We start from the raw sequence: 19,225 nt of genomic DNA on the forward strand, positions 1-19,225 counted from the left end.
TCATCAACGCCTCAGATGGTCCGGACCGGGAAGCGGTGGTGGTACCAGGTGGCGAGCCCGGTGATGGCCAGCGACACCGTCAGGTACGCCGCACTCGCGAACGCGAACGACTCGAAGCTGCGGAAGGTCGCGCTCTCGACCTGCCCGGCCTGGTACATCAGCTCGGCCACGCCGATCACGGTGGCGATCGAGGTGTTCTTCCACAGGCTCAGCGTCTGCGAGATGAGCGGTGGCACGGTCACGCGCAGCGCCTGCGGCAGCACCACGCGGCGCATGGTGGCCAGGAAACTGAAGCCCAGCGCGCGGCCGGCCTCGAACTGCACGGCCGGGATCGAGCGGATGCCGCTGCGGATGTCCTCCGCCATGAAGGCCGCCGTGTACAGCGACAGCGCCACGATCGCGCTGTAGGCCTCGATGTGGCCTTCATAGAGCCAGGTCTTCAGGCCCTCGGGCAGCAGCTCGGGCGCGCCGAAATACCAGAACAGCATGTGGGCCAGCAGCGGGATGTTGCGGATCGATTCCACGTACGCAAAGCCGAGCCAGCGCAGCGGCGCGAGCGGCGAGAGCCGCAGCAGCGCCACCACCAGCGCCAGCGGCAGCGCGAAGACGAGCGAGACCGCGAGCAGCTGCAGCGACAGCCACAGGCCCGCGACGAGCATGTCGTGGTACTGGCCGGTCAGCAGCAGCGAATAGTCGAACAGGGGCATGGGAAACGGGAGGCACGGCGAAAGGCGCCGGGGCGCACATGGTACGCATGCGCGCCGTGCCGCTCAAAAGCGAAGGGCGGGTCGCATGGCGGCCCGCCCCTGGTGTGCCGAGCGTGGGGGCTCAGTCGATCTTGTCAGTCTCGAGCTTGAAGTCGCGCGTCTGGAAGCCCGACGCCGTGTTCGGGCCGTACCACTTCAGGAAGATCTTCTGCGCTTCACCCGACTTCTCGAGCTCGCGCAGCGTGTCGTCCACCACCGTCTTCAGGCCGCTCTCGCCCTTCTTGATGCCGATGGCGAGCGACTCGGTGCTCAGGTTCTGCTTGAGCACCACGTACTGCGCCTTCTGCGGGCCCAGCTTGGCGTAGCTGCGCAACAGCGCGGCCTCGTCGTCGACGTAGCCCACGCCCTTGCCCTGCTGCAGCGCCTGGAAGGCCTGCTGGCTGGTGTCGAAGGTCACGACCTCGGCGGTGGGCACGGCCTTGCGGATGTTGGGTTCCTGCGTGCCGCCGCGGATGGTCAGCACCTTCTTGCCGCCGAGCTGCGGCACCTCGGTGATGCCGCTGGTCTTCTTCACGATGGCCTTCTGGCCGGTGACGAAGGTGGTGAGCGAGAAATCGATCTGCGCCTCGCGCTCCTTGTTGTGCGTGAGGCCGGCGGCCACCAGGTCCACGTGGCCCTGCTGCAGCTCGGGAATGCGCGCGGCCACGGCGATCTGCTTGAGCACCGGCTTCACGCCGATCTTTTTCGCGATGGCGTTCACCAGGTCGACCTCGTAGCCGACGATCTGGCGGGTCTTCGGATCGATGAAGGTGGCGGGCTCGTCGGTGCCGAGCACGCCGACCACGAGTTCGCCCTTCTTCTTGATGTCGGCGAGCTGGTCCGCATGGGCGGCAACGCCGGTCAGCAGGGCAGAGGCGGCAAGGGCCGCGGCAAGCAGGGTGTGGCGCATGGTGGGGATCGTCCTCTCTCCAGAGTGAAATTCAGGCCGGAACCATATCAATAAAACCCAAGATTATTAAATCGTCAATCGACATATGCATATGGGGCTGATGAATCGGCCTGTTGCCGGCTGGGTTAAATTCGCGACGCCGCGACGTGCCCCGCCGCCGTCCCCCGAATGTCTTACCGAGCGAGCTTTTCATGATCATCCAACCCCGCGTGCGCGGCTTCATCTGCGTCACCACCCATCCCGTGGGCTGCGAAGCCAATGTCCGGCAACAGATCGACTACGTCAAAGCCAGGCCCCCCATCGCGGGCGGCGCCAAGCGCGTGCTGGTGATCGGCGCCTCCACCGGCTACGGCCTGGCCGCGCGCATCACCGCGGCCTTCGGCTGCGGCGCCGACACGCTGGGCGTGTGCTTCGAACGCGCGGGCAGCGCGACCAAGCCCGGTTCGCCCGGCTGGTACAACACCGCCGCCTTCCACCGCGCCGCCACGGCCGAAGGGCGCTACGCCAAAACCATCAACGGCGACGGCTTTTCCGACGCGGTGAAGCAGCAGGCCATCGAGACCATCCGCGCCGACCTCGGCCAGGTCGACCTCGTGGTCTACAGCCTGGCCGCGCCGCGCCGCACGCACCCCAAGACGGGGCAGGTCTTCAACTCCGTGCTCAAGCCCATCGGCAAGGCCGTGACGCTGCGCGGCCTGGACACCGACAGCGGGACCGTGAAGGAATCGGTGCTCGAGCCCGCCACGCAGGAAGAGATCGACAACACCGTCGCCGTCATGGGCGGCGAAGACTGGCAGATGTGGATCGACGCGCTGCAGCAGGCCGGCGTGCTGGCCGACGGCGCCAAGACCACGGCCTTCACCTACCTGGGCGAGCAGATCACGCACGACATCTACTGGAACGGCTCCATCGGCGCCGCCAAGAAGGATCTGGACGAGAAGGTGCTGGACATCCGCGCGCAGCTGGCCGCCAAGGGCGGCGACGCGCGCGTGTCGGTGCTGAAGGCGGTGGTCACGCAGGCCAGCTCGGCCATCCCGATGATGCCGCTGTACCTGTCGCTGCTGTTCAAGGTGATGAAGGCCGAAGGCACGCACGAGGGCTGCATCGAGCAGGTGCACGGCCTGTACGCCGACAGCCTGTACGGCGCCACGCCGCACCTGGACGACGAAGGCCGCCTGCGCGCCGACTACAAGGAACTGGCGCCGCAGGTGCAGGCGCGCGTGCAGGAACTCTGGCCGCAGGTCACCGACGCCAACCTCAATGAGTTGACCGATTTCGCGGGCTACAAGACCGAGTTCCTGCGCCTGTTCGGCTTCGCCGTCGAGGGCGTGGACTACACGGCCGACGTGAGCACCGATGTGGGCATTCCCGATCTGATCCAACTCTAGAGCGGACCCGAGGGGATACTCGCTTTCATGCAGATTCAAGACAAACCGCCCGCCGGCACGCCTTTCGAGTGGATCGGCGGCGAGCCGAAGGTGGAGGCGCTGGTCGAGCGCTTCTACGACCTGATGGACCTCGAGCCGGCCTACGCGCAACTGCGCGCCGTGCACGGCACCGACCTGGACAACGCGCGCCAGCGCCTGTTCTGGTTCCTGTGCGGCTGGCTCGGCGGCCCCGCCCACTACACCGACCGCTTCGGCCACCCCATGCTGCGCGCGCGGCACCTGCCGCAGGCCATCGGCGGCCACAGCATCGGCATCAAGGAACGCGACCAGTGGCTGGCCTGCATGGACCAGGCGATGGGCGAGACCGGCGTGCCAGAAGACCTGCGCGCACGCTTGCGCGACTCCTTCTTCAAGACCGCGGACTGGATGCGCAACCGCGGCGAATAGATCAGGCTCGCCCCCAGGCTACGCGCACTTCGTGTCGCTTCGCCAACCCCCTGCCGGGGGCAACACCAGCGGCCCGGCAAAGCCGGTTCCGCGGTGTTCCACGAAGGGGCCAGGCCGTCGAATGAACCACATACACAACGACTCGAAGGATCTTTGTCCATGAATTCCATCGTCATCATCGGCGGCGGCCACGCCGCGGCCCAGCTGTGCGCGGGCCTGGCGGAAGCCGGGCAGGGCGCGCGCGTGCACCTGGTCTGCGAAGAGGCCTGCGAGCCTTATCACCGTCCGCCGCTGTCGAAGGCCTTCCTCAAGAGCGCCGAAGAAACCACGCAGCCGCACAAGGCCGCCGACTGGTACCGCGAAGCGGGCATCACGCTGCACCTGGGCGACGCGGCCGTGGCCATCGACCGCGAGGCGCACACCGTCACGCTGCGCTCGGGCGCAGTGCTGCCGTGGGAGCGCCTGGTGCTGGCCACCGGCACGCGCGCGCGCCAGATGCCCGGCCTGCCGCAAGGCCTGGAGAACGTGGCGAGCCTGCGCGCTGCCGACGAAGCGCAGCGCCTGCGCACGCGGCTGGCGGAGGCGCAGCAGGTCACGGTGCTGGGCGGCGGCTTCATCGGCCTCGAAGTGGCGGCCACCGCGCAGGCGCTGGGCAAGCGCGTGCAGGTGATCGAATGCGCGCCGCGCCTCTTGGGTCGCGCCGTGTCGCCCGAGCTGTCGGCGCACGTGCTGGCCACGCACCGCACGGCCGGCATCGACATCGTGCTGGGTGCGCAGACCGGCGCCTTCGAGGTCGTGGGCGACCGGCTCGTGTCGGTCGAGGTCAACGGCGTGAAGCAGCCGATCGACCTGTTGCTGCTGGGCATCGGCGCCGTGCCCGAGACCGCGCTCGCGCAGGCCGCGGGCCTCGAGTGCGCCGACGGCATCGTGGTCGACGGCCACATGCAGACCAGCGCGGCCGATGTGCTCGCGGTGGGCGATTGCACGCGCTTCCCCGACCGCCGCGCGGGCCGCGCGCTGCGGCTCGAATCGGTGCAGAACGCGAACGACCAGGCGCGCACCGCCGTGGCCACGCTGACCGGCGCCGCGCGCGATCACGACGCGGTCGCGTGGTTCTGGTCCGACCAGGGCGGCCTGCGCCTGCAGATGGCGGGCCTCATGCCGGCCGAAGGCACGCCGGGCCTGGTGAGCGTGCGCCGCGCGGGGCCGAAGCCCGAGGCGTTTTCGCTGTTCCACTACGTCGACGGCCAGCTCGTGTGCGTCGAATCGGTGAACGCGCCGGTCGATCACATGATGAGCCGCAAGCTGCTCGAAGCGGGCCGCAGCCCCGCGCCCGAGGCGGTGGCGGACGCGGCGGTACCACTAAAGAATCACCTGGCCTGAACCTGGCGTAACGGCTGTCGCAACGGCGCTGCACGACAGGCCCGGATTCACCGGTCTGTCACCCGGCTTTCGGAGACTGGTCCTTCCTCATATCCGCAGGGAGACCTCTCGATGAACAACGCAGTGGCCGCGTCGCTGGCGCGCCTCGCCCCCATGTCCACCTGTGCCGCCGTCCTGGCCGCCGTGCTCACCGCCTGTGGCGGTGGCAACGGAGGCGGCACCACGTTCCCCCCGATCGTTCCGCCCCCGGCGCCCGCACCTGCTCCGGCGCCCGTGGCCGCCGGCACGCGCACCACGGTCGCGCTGCTCGAAACGACCGACCTGCACTTCAACGTGCGCAGCTACGACTACTTCAAGCTTGCCGAAGACAAGTCGTACGGCTACGAGCGCACCGCCACGCTCATCAACGCCGCGCGCAAGGAGTTCGCGAACACGATGCTGTTCGACAACGGCGACACCATCCAGGGCACCGCGCTGGCCGACTACGAAGCGCTGGTCAGCCGCATTCCGTGCACGCAGCCGCTGTCGATCTACAAGGTGATGAACGCCACCGGCTTCGATGCCGGCACGCTGGGCAACCACGAGTTCAACTACGGCCTGGACTTCCTCAACCAGGTGCTCGGCGGCGGCCTCGATGTCGAGGGCGTGGACGGCAGCAAGAAGTGCGCGGGCCCGAGCTTTCCGATGGTGGTGGCCAACGTGCACAGCCTCAAGAGCGGCAAGCCGCTCGTCGCGCCGTACACCATCGTCACCAAGCAGTTCACGGCCACCGCGCCGGACGGCAAGAGCGTGACGGTGCCGGTGAAGGTCGGCGTGATCGGCTTCACCACGCCCGGCATCATGAACTGGGACAAGCGCTTTCTTGAAGGCAAGCTGCGCACCGAAGGCGCGGTCGAAGCGGCCAAGCGCTACGTGCCCGAGCTGCGCGAGAAGGGCGCCGACATCGTCGTCGCGCTGCAGCACGGCGGCCTCGACGCCTCGCCGTACTCGCCGACGATGGAAAGCCCGGGCCTGTACCTGTCGAAGGTGCCCGGCATCGACGTGCTGATGATGGGCCACCAGCACGGCCTGTTCCCCGACCGCGGCGCCAAGCCCGGCTACACGCAGCCCGGCGTGGACAACGCCGCCGGCACCGTCAACGGCGTGCCGGCCGTCATGCCCAGTTCGTGGGGCAAGGCGCTGGGCCTCGTGAAGCTCGAACTCGTGTGGGACGGCAAGGCCTGGGGCGTGGACAAGAGCAAGACGCTGGTCGAGGCGCGCTCGACCCAGATCGGCAAGGGCGTGTATGTCGACGCCGACCCGAGCGTGGCACCGATGGTCGACACCCAGCACCAGGCCGCGATCGACTACGTGAAGACGCCGATCGGCACCACCGACTTCCGCATGAACACCTTCTTTGCCGACGTCGGCGACCCGGGCGCGATCCAGATCGTGAACCAGGCCCAGGCCGACTACGTGAAGACCTACATCCAGGCCAGCCTGCCGCAGTACGCGGGCCTGCCGGTGCTGTCGGTGAGCGCGCCCTTCAAGTCGGGCTTCGAGGGCGGACGCGACTACACCGACGTGGCCGTGGGCAACCTGGCGATCTTCAGCGCCGCCGACCTGTACCTGTACCCGAACACGGTGTACGCGGTGAAGGTGACGGGCGCCGAGATCAAGGGCTGGCTCGAGGCCGCGGCCAAGCGCTTCAACAGGATCGACCCGGCGCTCACGACCGACCAGCCGCTGATCAGCCCCTTCCCGGGCTACAACTTCGACATGTTCACCACGCCCGACATGCAGTACGAGATCGACGTGACGCAGGCCGTGGGCAGCCGCATCAAGAATCTCATGTACCTGGGCGCGCCCATCGATCCGGCGAAGGAGTTCGTGATTGCCACGAACAACTACCGCGCGACCAGCGGTGCGAGCTTCATTCCGGCGCTGGACGGGCGCGCGACGATCTACGCCTCGCCCGATGCGAACCGCGACGTGCTGATCGCCTACATCAAGGCCAAGAAGACCATCACGCGCGCGGCCGACGGCGCGGCGCGCAGCTGGCGCTTCACCAAGGTGACGACGGCGGGGAATGTGACGATCACGTCGGGGCAGGGGCAACTGAGCGCTGCGACCGATGCGGGTTTGACGAACATCTCGCTGCTGAAGGCGGACGATGACAGCGGCAAGGGCCGCTCGGTCTACAAGGTCGACTTGAGCAAGTAAAAAGGGCAGGGCGCTGTGCGGCGCTGTGTCAGCGCCGCACGGGCGCCAACAGCACCACCAGCGCCCCGGCCCCGCCTTCGGCCGGCTTCGCCTGCACGAACGCAATCACCTCGTTTTTCTGGATCAGCCAGCGCTGCGTCTTGGTCTTGAGCACCGGCTGCTTGCCGGGCGAGCCCAGGCCCTTGCCGTGCACCACGCGCACGCAGCGCAGCCCCTGCTTGTGGGCGTTGCGGATGAAGCCGCCGAGCGCCTCGCGCGCCTCGTCGCTGCGCAGGCCGTGCAGGTCGACCTGCCCCTGGATCGACCAGTCGCCCTTGCGCAGCCGCGCCGTGATGTCGGTGCCGATGCCGGGGCGGCGAAAGCTCATGGCGTCGTCGACGTCGAGCAGCGTGGTCACGTCGAACTCGTCGGACAGCGACTCGCGCAGCACGCGCTGCTCGTCGAGCTGGTGCTGAAACGGGATGGGCGCGGGCGGCTCGGGCGCGAGCGCCACGGCGGCCTTGCGGCGCAGCGGTTCGGTGGCGCCGATGGCGCGCGTGAACAGGTCTTTCTCGGCGGCGCGCTTGCGCTCGGCCGCGGCGCGCGCGGCAGCCTCGGCGGCTTCGCGCTCGCGGGTTTCGGCGAGCACGCGCTGCACCTGCTTGAGGTCGGCGAGCGTCTTCAGGGCGGGGGGGCGGGAAGATGAAGCCATCAGATCAGTCCCCGTTCCGCCATCGAGAAGCTCTGGCCCGGGCTCACGATGACGTGGTCGAGCACGCGCACGTCGACCAGTGCCAGCGCGGCGCGCAGCGTCTGCGTGAGCGATTCGTCGGCGCGCGAGGGCTCGATGCTGCCGCTGGGGTGGTTGTGCGCCAGCACCACGGCCGCGGCCTGGTGGTGCAGGGCGCGGGTGACGACCTCTCGCGGGTAGACGCTGGTCTGCGTGAGCGTGCCGCGAAACAGCTCCTCGAGCGTGAGCAGGCGGTGCTGCACGTCGAGGAACAGCACCGCGAACACCTCGTGCGGGCGCGAGCCGATGTGCATCTGCAGGTACTGCTTGACCGCCTCGGGCGAGTCGAACACCGTGCGTTCCTTCAGGCGCTCGCCCATCGCGCGGCGCGCCAGTTCGAGCACCGCCGTGAGTTCGGAGCGCTTGGCGCTGCCGCCCATGCCCTTGACCGCCTTGAGGTCATCGGGCGCCGTGTGCAGCAGCCCCGACAGCCCGCCGAAGCGTTCGAGCAGTTGCTGGGCCAGCTGGAGCACGTTCTTGCCGGCCACGCCGGTGCGCAGCAGCAGCGCCAGCAGCTCGGCGTCGGCCAGCGCGGCGGCGCCCCGCGCGATGAGCTTTTCGCGCGGCCGGGCGTCGAGTGGGAGATCCTTGAATGCCATGAAACCCTGCAGAAACCTGGGCCGGGGCGAGATGTTGCCCCGATCCTTAAAATGAGGGTCAGTTTATCGGGACACCTCCCTCGTCTTTGCTCACCTTCGCTGCACCCATGTCCCAAGTTGTGACTTCCGGCTCCTTCCTGACCCTGCACTACCGGCTGGCCGGTCCGGCGGGCGACATCATCAACACCTTCGCCGACAAGCCCGCCACGCTGTCGCTGGGCACCGGCGAACTCTCGCCGGCCATGGAGCAGCGCCTGATGGGCATGGAAGAGGGCGCGCACGCCACCTTCGAACTGCCCGCCGGCGAGGCCTTCGGCGAGCGCAACCCCGACATGCAGCAATGGGTGGCGCGCAAGCTGCTGGCCCAGATGGGCGACCCCGACGAGCAGTACGCCGTCGGCGACGTGGTGCAGTTCCCCACGCCCGACGGCTCGGGCAGCTACGCGGGCGCGGTCGTCGAGTCGAACGAGACCGGCGTGCGCTTCGATTTCAACCACCCCTTGGCCGGCCAGCCTGTCACCTTCGAAGTGAAGCTGATCGGCGTGCTATGAACCCGAACATCGAAGAAGTCCTCCTGGCCGAGCCGCGCGGTTTCTGCGCCGGCGTGGACCGCGCCATCGAGATCGTCGAGCGCGCCCTCGCCAAGTTCGGCGCGCCGATCTACGTGCGCCACGAGATCGTGCACAACACCTACGTGGTGAACGAGCTCAAGGCCAAGGGCGCGATCTTCATCGAGGAGCTCTCCGACGTGCCGCCCGGTTCCACGCTGGTGTTCAGCGCGCACGGCGTGAGCAAGGCCGTGGAGCAGGAGGCGCGCGACCGCGGCTTCTCGATCTTCGACGCCACCTGCCCGCTGGTGACCAAGGTGCACGTCGAGGTGGCCAAGCTCGCCAAAGAGGGCTACGAATTCATCATGATCGGCCACAAGGGACACCCCGAGGTCGAGGGCACGATGGGGCAGCTGTCGAGCGGCATCCACCTCGTGGAAGACGTGGCCGACGTGGCCAATGCGTCGCCCCTGCAGACCGAGAAGCTCGCCGTGGTCACTCAGACCACGCTCAGCGTGGACGACGCCGCCGAGATCGCCGCCGCCGTGCGCGCGCGCTTCCCGAACGTGCGCGAGCCCAAGCAGCAAGATATTTGCTACGCCACCCAGAACCGCCAGGACGCGGTGAAGATCATGAGCCCGCAGGTCGACCTCGTGATCGTGGTCGGCAGCCCCACCAGCTCCAACAGCAACCGCCTGCGCGAGCTGGCGCAGCGCCTGGGCACCGAGAGCTACATGGTCGATTCGGCCGACGAACTCAAGCCCGAATGGTTCGAGGGCAAGTCGCGCATCGGCCTCACCGCCGGCGCCTCGGCGCCCGAGGTGCTGGTGCACGAGGTGATCGAGCGCGTGCGTGCCTTCGGCGCCGTGTCGGTGCGCAAGATGGACGGCATCGAGGAAACCATCAAGTTCCCGCTTCCCAAGGGCCTCAAGCTCGACGACATCCCGCCCCCCGGGCACATCTCCTGAACATCATGAAAAACACCGATTGGCGCCCCGACATCGAGAGCGCCTCCCGCAGGCTGGGCGAGCGCGCTGGCCATTTCCTGCGTGAAACGCCGCTGTGGAAGCTGCCGGCCGCCGCTCTGGGCGTGGCCGCGCCCGGCGCCGAAGTCTGGCTCAAGCTGGAGCACATGCAGGTCAGCGGCAGCTTCAAGGCCCGCGGCATGATGAACCGGCTGCTGGCCAACGACATCCCCGCCGCGGGCGTGATCGTGGCCTCGGGCGGCAACGCCGGCATTGCCACGGCGGCTGCCGCCAAGGCGCTGGGCGTGCCCTGCCAGGTGTTCCTGCCGGGCGTGTCGCCCGAAGCCAAGCGCGCGCGCCTGCGGGCGCTGGGCGCCGAAGTGGTCGTGGTCGGCGAGCTGTACCCCGACGCGCTGGCCGCCTGCCTGGCGCGCCAGAAAGAAACGGGCGCCTTGCTCACCCATGCTTACGACCAGCCCGAAGTGGTGGCCGGTGCCGGCACGCTCGGCCGCGAGATCGAGGCGCAGGGCGGCCTGCCCGACGCCGTGCTGGTGAGCGTGGGCGGCGGCGGCCTGATCGGCGGCCTGGCCGGCTGGTTCGAGCAGCGCGCCCGCGTGGTGGCGCTCGAGCCCGAAAGGGCTCCGACGCTGTTCCGCGCCCGCGAGGCCGGCGAGCCGGTCGACGTGGACGTCGGCGGCATCGCGGCCGATTCGCTCGGCGCGCGCCGCATCGGCGCCATCGCCTGGGAGATCACGCAGCAGCAGGTGCGCGACGCGCTGCTGCTGTCCGACGACGCCATCCGCGCCGCCCAGCAGTGGCTGTGGAAGGAACTGAAGCTCGCCGTGGAACCGGCCGCCGCGCTGCCGCTGGCCGCGCTGCAAACGGGCGCCTACGTGCCGCGCGAGGGCGAGAAGGTGTGCCTGATCATCTGCGGGGCGAACGTCGATCCGGCCACGGTCGCCTGAGTCGCCGCGGGCGTGCGAGCGGGGAGGGCGGGCGCGGGCCGGGCGCCCACCTAAAATCTCCCCATGCTCGACATCACCCTGCTCCGCAAAGACCTGGCCTCCGCTGTGGCCGGCCTCGAAAAACGCAAGAAGAACCAGCCCTACCTCGACGTCTCGGCGTTCACCGCGCTCGAGGCCGAGCGCAAGACGCTGCAAACCCGCACCGAGGAAATCCAGGCGCGCCGCAACACGCTGAACAAGCAGATCGGCCCGCTCAAGGCCAAGGGCGAGTCGGTCGACGCGCTCATGGCCGAGGTCAACGCGCTCAAGGCCGAGCAGGAATCGCAATCCAAGCGCCTCGAGGAAATCCAGCCCGAGCTGCACGCACTGCTGCTGGCCGTGCCCAACCTGCCGCACGCCAGCGTGCCGCTCGGTGAAGACGAAGCCGGCAACGTCGAGATGCGCCGCTGGGCCCCCCAGGGCGGCGCCGGCGCCAACGCCACGCCGCTGGCCTTCGCGCCCAAGGACCACGTCGACCTCGGCGCGCCGCTGGGGCTCGATTTCGAGATGGGCGCCAAGCTCTCGGGCTCGCGCTTCTCCGTCATGAAGGGCCCGATCGCCCGCCTGCACCGCGCGCTGGCCCAGTTCATGGTCGACCTGCAGACCGAACAGCACGGCTACACCGAGTGCTACGTGCCCTACGTGGTCAATGCCGCCACGCTCAGCGGCACCGGCCAGCTGCCCAAGTTCGAAGGCGACCTGTTCGCCGCGAAGAAGGGTGGCCAGGACGGCGAGGCCGCGCCTGACCATTCGGCGCTGTACCTCATTCCGACCAGCGAAGTGCCGCTGACCAACTTCGTGCGCGACGAGGTCGTGGCCGAGGCGCAGCTGCCGATCAAGCTCACGGCGCACACGCCGTGCTTCCGTTCGGAAGCCGGCAGCGCCGGGCGCGACACGCGCGGCATGATCCGCCAGCACCAGTTCGACAAGGTCGAGATGGTGCAGATCGTGCACCCCGAAAAGAGCTACGACGCACTCGAGCAGATGGCCGGCCACGCCGAAGCCGTGCTGCAGGCGCTGGAGCTGCCGTACCGCGTCGTGCTGCTGTGCACCGGCGACATGGGCTTCACTGCCGCCAAGACCTTCGACCTCGAGGTGTGGCTGCCCGCGCAGAACACGTACCGCGAGATCAGCTCGGTGTCGAACTGCGAAGCCTTCCAGGCGCGCCGCCTGCAGGCCCGTTTCAAGAACGCCCAGGGCAAGAACGAGCTGGTGCACACCCTCAACGGCTCCGGCCTGGCCGTGGGCCGCGCACTGGTCGCCGTGCTGGAGAACCACCAGAACGAAGACGGCTCGATCAACGTGCCGACGGCGTTGCGTCCGTACCTCGGCGGCCTCGAAGTTTTGCGCGGTTGAAGCGCAGGGCGTCAAAAGTCAGATTTTTCTGGCTATAATCTGAGGCTCGACAGCACCGGAGAGGTGGCAGAGTGGTCGAATGTACCTGACTCGAAATCAGGCGTACTAGCGATAGTACCGAGGGTTCGAATCCCTCCCTCTCCTCCAAGAATGGCCCCGCAAGGGGCTATTTTTTTGCCTATTCCCCACCGAAACCCATGCAGAGTCAAGGCTCTAACTGTTTCTGTGCCCCTGCGTTCCGGTCCATTCCCCATCTTCCAAAGCCGTCTCACACCAGCAGTCGGTAGGCATCGAGCGGCATCCGACTTAATCTGCAAAAGCGCCAAGCCGTCCGAGAAGGACCGCAAGCTCTTCGACGGCCATGGCCTCTATTTGCTTGCCTGCGCCAAGGTTTTGGCAAGACGTGCGAGACGTTCTGAAATGGATGACAGGACGTGACGCCCGACTACCGCACGAATAGGCTGCGAGGGATCGAGATTCACCTGAGCCGGGGCTCGGCCACCTAGTGACCGCCGAGATTGACCGGGGCATGCTGCTGACCGAGCGCAACCGCATAGACGCGGCCGGGCACTTTGTCTACGTGCGCAAGGTGCGGATGCGGGCATCACAGGTGTTCGACTGGGTGATTGAAGGTTGTCGGCGGAGTCAAGGCCGATCAGGTCGTGACGCCTCCGCTTTCTCTGGTCGTTTCGGGAGACTTCGCGATTTGTGGTGATTTCGATCCAACCACAACCTATGAGCTTCGTTTCGGCCTCCTTTGAGCGGGCATGAGAGGGCGACCAGCCATCCCTCGCAGGCCTAGCGACGTCAACACAACCCGTCCCGGCGGATTTTCTCTTGCCAGTAAGGAAGGCATGAAGCAAGAAATCAAAGACATCGCTATCGAGCTTGCGATGCGGACGGCGCCTGCGAGCGGCATTGCCTGGTAGTCGCAGATCAGCTGGACCGCATTCCTAGCTCGCGTGCTGGTGGTGCTGCAGATTCTCTATCTTCTGCGCAAGTGATGGCGCCAAGAGTCGGAGTGGGGTGGGTGACTCAAGGAGTGGGCCGAGCGCCAGGGACTCACCAGGCTGGCGGGCTCCCGTGAATACGCGCGGTGTTGTCGGAGCAATCGTCGTTGCCGGCGCCACTTTGGTCGCAGGCAGCCCCTCCCTAATGGGTTTCCTACAAGTGGGAGAGCAGCAACGCCCGGGTCTTGGTGGCCTACGCTGACGCGCTGGCCGGTGGGCTGCCCACAGTGTGTATTGGCCTCACGCGTCATGTCATCACGACGGCGATCATCGTGGGCGAGCGCTGGAGCGACGCGAAATGCGAGGGGGAAGAGCGAGCTGCTGTCGTCGTCGTGTAGTAGCGTCTGGCGACGTGCTTCCGCCGGCCGCCACAAATGGCCTTCGACTTGGCCACGAGCCACGCATGGAGCCTCGGGCTGGTCGCTACTGCGGCGGCGGGGCGACGCAGGCATCGAATCGCGGCGAGGGGGGCGCGGCTGCCAGCGCTTCGCGCGCGGCGACGATGGCCGGATGGTCTGGTCGTTCGTGCGCGATGGCAAGAATGCGGATGGCTCACCCCGGTTCAAGCTTGTGCAGGGCAGCATCGACGGCCCGACGAGGCCGAGACATGCGCAGCGTCATGACGTGCATTGCGTGCAGCATGGAGGGCCGCATGTCCGTCGACTGTCCGTGCAAACTGTGGAGGTTCAACCGTGTTGCCTGACCTCAAACCCTGCCGCTCTGGGCTTTCGGCATTGGGTTGGCGGTTGCACTGGCCACGGCCGGTATCGAGCGCACGCGCGCGGCCATCGCACAGGAGACTTCAAATGCCCCATCTCGCATCGCATGTCTCGGGGGTGACGTTCGCCGCGCTGGCGCTGCTTCTGTCGGCGTGCACAACGCAGCCGTCGGCACCGCCTTCGAGCCTGCGCTCTCAATCCAAACCAGGGCCAGCCTGATGCCGATCCCATCGGTCTGCTCGTCGACGTGCCCGGCAGGCCTGACAAACGAGCGGGAGAGCTGGCGGAATACGCTGATCGACTCAGGATTGCAGTGCTCGCCTGCGAGCACTCCTGCGACGCGCTGACGGCGAAATAGGGCGCTGCACGCCTTCAGGGGGGCGTATCAGTGCGATAGCGTTTATCGGGAGAGAACGGTGTAGCGCAGCTGGCGTATTGAGATCACGTCTCCGCTCTTGGCACCGGAAACCGACACTGCGGGGCTGATAGATGCAATCTTTTTCGCGTCGATCAGCGCTGGCAAGGGGAGGGTGTAGGTCATCCTTTTCCACCCCTCCAGCCCGCTGTAGAGGCCCGGTGTTGCGTAGCTCTCTGGAGAGGGTGTAGTAGCTTTGCCGTCGGTGTTTTTGGCCGTGATTCCTGGAGCCAATGAAACACCTGCGCGCGCGTGGTACTCGACCTCACACATGACGAAAATCTCGCGATAGGAGTTCGGCAATGAGCTCATCGTGAGTCGCCGATCTACCGCGAGGTCTGTTCCCGCGAGTGATGCGCCGCGTCCTTGGACGGTGAACTGCTCGGCGTATTGGTCCCCGACTACGGAAAATCCGGTGCGCGAGAGACCGGTCTTGTTCCAGTAGGGTTGAGCGAGATCTGGAAAATCGAGGGTGCGAGCATTGGCAAATGACCTGTTCAGGTTGATCAACCCACCACCTCCGAACAGATCCGAGTAGCGTGGTGACAACCAAGCGTTGCTGGTGAGCGTCGCGCCCGCGTCGACGAGCCAAGTGTTGAACTCGTAGTAGCCGCCAGTGATGATCACATCGGTGCGGCCTTTGAATTTGAAGCCGCGTGCCTGGAAGTCGAAGTACGGCGTTTGCGGGTCGCGTTTTCTGCAAATGCCTTCGGCCATGCAGCCAATCAGATTAAGCGTTGCATAAGAGGCTCCGCCGTAGGGAGCTGAGATCAGAAAATACCCGTCCACGGTGCTGTCGCATCGGAAGTAGGTCTGGAAATAAGTCTCGTCAGTGACGAAATCCAGATTGCAGACCGAGTACGTGCAGTTCAAGAAGCCGCAGTAATTGAAGTACTTGTAGGCACCTGCCCAGCCTGGCGTGCTCGTTCGCTCCGATGGGCTATAGCCGAGCTTGCCAATGTCGAAGCCATTGAACTGGCAGTTTTCAAATCGCCCACGTGACAAGCCGTCGTTGAATACGAGCGCTGCGTTGCCAAACCGACGCTTCGACGCCTCCGGCTCTTCGAGCAACAGGCCGCCCTTTTTCACCCCGTCGATACGCACGCCGCGAATGTCGAAAAGGTATGCATCTTTGGTGAACACCAAGCCGTGTGAGTTCTGGAAGAAAAGTCTTGAACTTGCTTGATTGTTCAGCGCTCGGCCCTGGCCGTCTCCCACGATGGTGATGGGGCGATCAATCAGGAGGCTCGACTTGCACAGATAGGCTCCGCGTGCAGGCGGTATGTACAACGGCTTGCCGGAGAGCTCACCGTTAGGTGCACTGGAGTCTGTCACCGCGGCATTCTTGCACTCATTGATCGCGGCGATGATCGCAGCAGTGTCATCGCTTCCTGTGCTGCCGTTCCAATCCCCGTTTGCCCCGAACCAAGTAAGCCAAACAGGACCGTCGAACAATCGCTCCCACGCCCCTTTCCCCGAAGAGTGTGCGAACCGCGTGCCGCCGTTGGTGGTGTTGGGCAAAGATCGGTTGTATCGAAATAGACCAGCGATTCTTGGTGTCGTAATTCGAACGCCAACGGCTGTTCCACGGTAGGCAAGCAAAGCCTCGTAGTCTTGCAATGTCTTCGCCTCGTCAAGGGCATCTTTGACGCTGCCCCCGTCATACCCTATGCGTCCTGCCCCTTGGTCCTTTCCAGATGAAGCAGCCAGGCCGCGTTTGATTTCAGCATCGAACAAGGCCTCGGGCCGCGCTTGGCCTGGCTCCTGAGCTGTCGCCACCGTCGGGAGCAGCGTAAGTCCAAGCGCCAAGAAGCGGCGGCGGCTCGTGGCGACCGTGATCGCCAACTCTTGAACTAGAGCAGCGCGCGGAAACTGGCGATTTGCCATTGGTGCAAGCGCCATTCAGAACGCAAAGCGGATACGGCGCCTCTGCTTCGTTGTGGCTAGGAGCGGGTCTGCCTCATGCCGCGACGCCGCCAATAGCCAGCCAAAGACTAGCCACGCGACCACCGATCCCTCCCAAACACCAGTCATTGCAATGGGAGTCCAAACAGCGAGCATTGCAATGCCCGCGTTTCTAATTTCTCTCGTTTTAGACTGAAATATCAGCTTGAAGAAGATGTAGAAGACCGTGAGGGCGTATATCAATAATCCGATGATTCCAGTTTCCGTTGCGACCGTAAGAAATACATTGTGACCTTCAATGCCAAATGGGTTTACTCCTTTAAACGCTCCGGCTCCTATGCCCGCAAGAAGATTGTCCTCGAAGTATTGAATTGCAACTGGCCAAATGTCGGCTCTGCCGGAAAGATCGATTGAAGATGCATTGCCCGAAAAAATAATAGCAAACACATCAAGTCGCTCCCTGATTTCGCCAGGGAGGTATTCCCAGAAAATAACCAATCCGATTCCAGATAACGCAACCCAGAGCGTGGTTTTTAGGAAACTTCTGGTCGCTCTCACCACGAAGAAGCTCAAGATGCAAAGTAGCGCTGCGAGCAAAGCGCCACGAGATCCAGTGATCATGGTCGCGAACATGGTCATTGCCAAGCCGCCAACAAGCATTGACCTAAACCAGAGGCGATGACGCTTCGTCGTCAATAGTGCCAATGAAACTGGGATGCTTGTCACTAATGAGTATGCAATGTAGTTTGCATTAAGTTCTCCAACACTCGCCCGCTCACCCTGAGCCGCAAAATCAGCGGCATTGTTGATCACAATAATGCTCGCCACTACACAGCCGAGGATATACGCGTAGCCAAAAAATCTCCATAGCTTGACGTTTGTCGACATTCTGCTTGTGACGATGAACATGGCGGCAGCTGCGACATAAACATATTCAATGACGGCCGCCGTCAGCTCTGGCTTTAATGACCAAAAGTAACTGAGTATCGCCCAAACTAAAAATAGGATTAGTCCGATTTCCCCTAGGTCTGGCTTGCGCATACGACCTTTTAGAAACCCGTCCCAAATGAAAAGGAGCAAGGTCGCGGCCAAGAAAATCCGAAAAGCAGATATTCCACCGAAGAGCGTATCAATCGCCCAGCTCGAGATAAATATGACGATCCCGGCCGTCATGGCCAAAAGATGTGTGACAGTGAGCTTTTGAATCTTCATGTGTGGTATGCCTGCGCGAGATTGTAGGGGCCGAGTTCCACACGCCTTGGGCGGCTACCTCGTCACAGCGGATGTTCTAATCCTCCCTAGGCTGGGAGGTCCCGCCGCCTTCTGGTCAGTCGATACCACAGAGTTTTGTAAGCACGCCGCGCACGGCGCTTTCATTCCCGAAGCACAACAATCTTGAGTGGTTGCGGCTGTTGTTCGCGCTGCAAGTGGTGGTTGTGCATGCTTCAGAGCACTTGAACGCTCACTTCGCGTTTGTGGGTTTTCTGAAGCACTTCCCCGGGGTGCCGGCCTTCTTCTTCGTGAGTGGGTTCCTGATCTATGCGTCGTACATCAACGCACCTGGGCCGCGCTACTTTCAAAATCGCTTCCTGCGGCTCTTTCCAGGTTTGCTCTTCGTGACGATCGGCGGGGCTGTCGTGGCGCTGACAGCTCACGGTGCCGGCGAACTCGTTTCCAGGTTTCCGACTTATGCAAGCTGGTTCGTCGCTCAGACGACGTTGGGCCAAGCCTACAACCCGGCGCTGTTTCGTGACGTCGGAGTTGGGGTTATCAACGGATCGCTCTGGACGATCACGACGGAGATCATCTTCTACTTCGCCGTCCCGGTCATAGTGAAGCTCGAGCGTCGAGTTCGGCATGCCATCCTGATCTTCACCGCCTTCTCATTCGCCATCTACGTCGTGGGGCCCATCTTCTTGACCCGGCCCGTAGTGCGCGACAAGACCGTGTTCGACGTCTTGGGGCTCACGCCGATCGTGTGGGGATGGATGTTCGGGATTGGGATGCTGGCGGTCAAGCACTTCGACCTGGTGCGGTGCACCATGCGCTGGCTGTCATTGGCGATAGCCCCGTTGATTTTTCTGGCATGGCTTGGGGCAGAGGGCAACCCATTTGTTGGAGCGGCGGGGAACCGCATCGGACTTTTTTACTTCGCGTCGTACATTGCGCTGGTCATCTGGCTCGCCTTTGGCACGCCGTTCGTCCGGCTCAGCTTCGACCTGAGCTACGGGACCTATGTTTGGCACATGGCAGTGATCAACTTGCTTCTGGTGCTGGCGGTGCCGAACTTTGCCCTTGCCGTAGTGGTCACGCTAGGGATGGCGTGTGTATCGTGGTTCTTCGTTGAGAGGCCCGCCCTCCAACTGAAGCGGCAATCTCTCAAGCCGATTGAGAAGTCGCACCAGATCCGCGATGAAGGCGATGCGTCCGATGCGCGGAACGCCTGATTGAGCGGGTGCCTTGGCTTGTCCCTTTGAGGCCAGAGGGTCGTCAGCCAAGAATAGATATTTGGCGCCGGCTGCCACGCGGTGATGGCGCCGAACGCGGGCCTCCCGTGAATAGATGCTCGCGGGCGATATCACCCTTGGGTTGTATTTCGCGGGTACTGCCTGTGAGTGGATATCCCGCCTGCTTTCCGGGCGGCCAGAAGAAGCCGCCACCCTCCGGCCCTCGTCATCGTTCGCGTCGAACCCCGTGCTCGAGCGGGCGCCCATCCGGGCCAGCGCCGCATGGCCTTCGTGCTGGTGCACCACGCACCACTAGGTCTGCCGCGAGTGAAGCGCCTTGCTCTTGACGCCCCGGGAGCTGATTTCCTGCCCGTCGACCATGGTCCTGCCGTCTTTGCTCGTCAGGATACGG

Annotated in this window: 15 protein-coding genes, 1 tRNA gene and 1 pseudogene; 11 read left to right on the top strand and 6 right to left on the bottom strand. The window is 64.9% G+C overall.

The window, feature by feature from the left end:
* Positions 1-11: 11 nt before the first annotated feature.
* Positions 12-707: an amino acid ABC transporter permease gene (locus AC07OH_RS14365; RefSeq protein ID WP_056578440.1), complete on the bottom strand. Its 696-nt coding sequence runs from the start codon at positions 705-707 to the stop codon at positions 12-14.
* A gap of 121 nt (positions 708-828) precedes the next feature.
* On the bottom strand, positions 829-1,656 hold the full coding sequence (locus AC07OH_RS14370) for an ABC transporter substrate-binding protein (protein ID WP_062469113.1): 828 nt from the start codon (positions 1,654-1,656) through the stop codon (positions 829-831).
* Between the two features lie 191 nt (positions 1,657-1,847).
* Between AC07OH_RS14370 and fabV the strand changes: the two genes are divergently transcribed.
* From fabV to AC07OH_RS14390, 4 genes are all read left to right on the top strand, one after another.
* Positions 1,848-3,044: an enoyl-ACP reductase FabV gene (gene fabV / locus AC07OH_RS14375; protein WP_495301118.1), complete on the top strand. Its 1,197-nt coding sequence runs from the start codon at positions 1,848-1,850 to the stop codon at positions 3,042-3,044.
* 27 nt (positions 3,045-3,071) lie between these two features.
* The gene (locus AC07OH_RS14380; RefSeq protein WP_159274896.1) at positions 3,072-3,491 is read left to right on the top strand and encodes a group II truncated hemoglobin; all 420 of its coding nucleotides are present in this window, start codon (positions 3,072-3,074) and stop codon (positions 3,489-3,491) included.
* 159 nt (positions 3,492-3,650) lie between these two features.
* Positions 3,651-4,874, top strand: coding sequence for an NAD(P)/FAD-dependent oxidoreductase (locus tag AC07OH_RS14385; RefSeq protein ID WP_495301119.1), 1,224 nt, complete (start codon positions 3,651-3,653; stop codon positions 4,872-4,874).
* A gap of 153 nt (positions 4,875-5,027) precedes the next feature.
* Entirely contained in the window at positions 5,028-7,076 is a 2,049-nt protein-coding gene (locus AC07OH_RS14390; RefSeq protein ID WP_495301416.1) for a bifunctional 2',3'-cyclic-nucleotide 2'-phosphodiesterase/3'-nucleotidase, read from the top strand.
* 28 nt (positions 7,077-7,104) lie between these two features.
* On the opposite strand, the gene AC07OH_RS14395 is transcribed toward AC07OH_RS14390, so the two are convergent.
* Together AC07OH_RS14395 and radC are read right to left on the bottom strand one after the other, a co-directional pair.
* Positions 7,105-7,767 carry a Smr/MutS family protein gene (locus AC07OH_RS14395; protein WP_495301120.1) on the bottom strand — a complete coding sequence of 221 codons (663 nt, stop codon included), beginning with the start codon at positions 7,765-7,767 and terminating at the stop codon, positions 7,105-7,107.
* A complete protein-coding gene (gene radC / locus AC07OH_RS14400) occupies positions 7,767-8,444 on the bottom strand; it encodes a RadC family protein (protein WP_095946449.1) in 678 nt (225 codons plus the stop codon). Before radC ends, AC07OH_RS14395 begins: the two co-directional genes overlap by 1 nt.
* 107 nt (positions 8,445-8,551) lie before the next feature.
* Between radC and AC07OH_RS14405 the strand changes: the two genes are divergently transcribed.
* The 6 genes and pseudogenes from AC07OH_RS14405 to AC07OH_RS14430 all read left to right on the top strand — a co-directional run.
* Positions 8,552-8,995, top strand: coding sequence for an FKBP-type peptidyl-prolyl cis-trans isomerase (locus AC07OH_RS14405; RefSeq protein WP_062469447.1), 444 nt, complete (start codon positions 8,552-8,554; stop codon positions 8,993-8,995).
* Positions 8,992-9,960, top strand: a complete 969-nt coding sequence (ispH, locus tag AC07OH_RS14410) for a 4-hydroxy-3-methylbut-2-enyl diphosphate reductase (RefSeq protein WP_095743996.1) — start codon at positions 8,992-8,994, stop codon at positions 9,958-9,960. Before AC07OH_RS14405 ends, ispH begins: the two co-directional genes overlap by 4 nt.
* Before the next feature lie 5 nt (positions 9,961-9,965).
* On the top strand, positions 9,966-10,922 hold the full coding sequence (locus tag AC07OH_RS14415; protein ID WP_495301121.1) for a threonine/serine dehydratase: 957 nt from the start codon (positions 9,966-9,968) through the stop codon (positions 10,920-10,922).
* A gap of 63 nt (positions 10,923-10,985) precedes the next feature.
* The gene (serS, locus tag AC07OH_RS14420; RefSeq protein ID WP_495301122.1) at positions 10,986-12,317 is read left to right on the top strand and encodes a serine--tRNA ligase; all 1,332 of its coding nucleotides are present in this window, start codon (positions 10,986-10,988) and stop codon (positions 12,315-12,317) included.
* 57 nt (positions 12,318-12,374) lie between these two features.
* Positions 12,375-12,464, top strand: a tRNA-Ser gene (locus AC07OH_RS14425).
* Positions 12,465-14,260: 1,796 nt separating this feature from the next.
* A pseudogene (locus AC07OH_RS14430) lies at positions 14,261-14,404 on the top strand (DUF2514 family protein); the annotation flags it as partial.
* Between the two features lie 42 nt (positions 14,405-14,446).
* Here AC07OH_RS14430 and AC07OH_RS14435 read toward each other — a convergent pair.
* Both AC07OH_RS14435 and AC07OH_RS14440 read right to left on the bottom strand, forming a co-directional pair.
* Positions 14,447-16,348: a hypothetical protein gene (locus AC07OH_RS14435; RefSeq protein ID WP_495301123.1), complete on the bottom strand. Its 1,902-nt coding sequence runs from the start codon at positions 16,346-16,348 to the stop codon at positions 14,447-14,449.
* A gap of 15 nt (positions 16,349-16,363) precedes the next feature.
* Positions 16,364-17,578: an O-antigen ligase family protein gene (locus AC07OH_RS14440; protein ID WP_495301124.1), complete on the bottom strand. Its 1,215-nt coding sequence runs from the start codon at positions 17,576-17,578 to the stop codon at positions 16,364-16,366.
* 122 nt (positions 17,579-17,700) lie between these two features.
* Between AC07OH_RS14440 and AC07OH_RS14445 the strand changes: the two genes are divergently transcribed.
* Positions 17,701-18,813, top strand: a complete 1,113-nt coding sequence (locus AC07OH_RS14445) for an acyltransferase family protein (protein ID WP_495301417.1) — start codon at positions 17,701-17,703, stop codon at positions 18,811-18,813.
* The last annotated feature ends 412 nt before the right edge of the window (positions 18,814-19,225 follow it).

It is taken from the genome of Variovorax sp. GW821-FHT10C12, assembly GCF_059415405.1.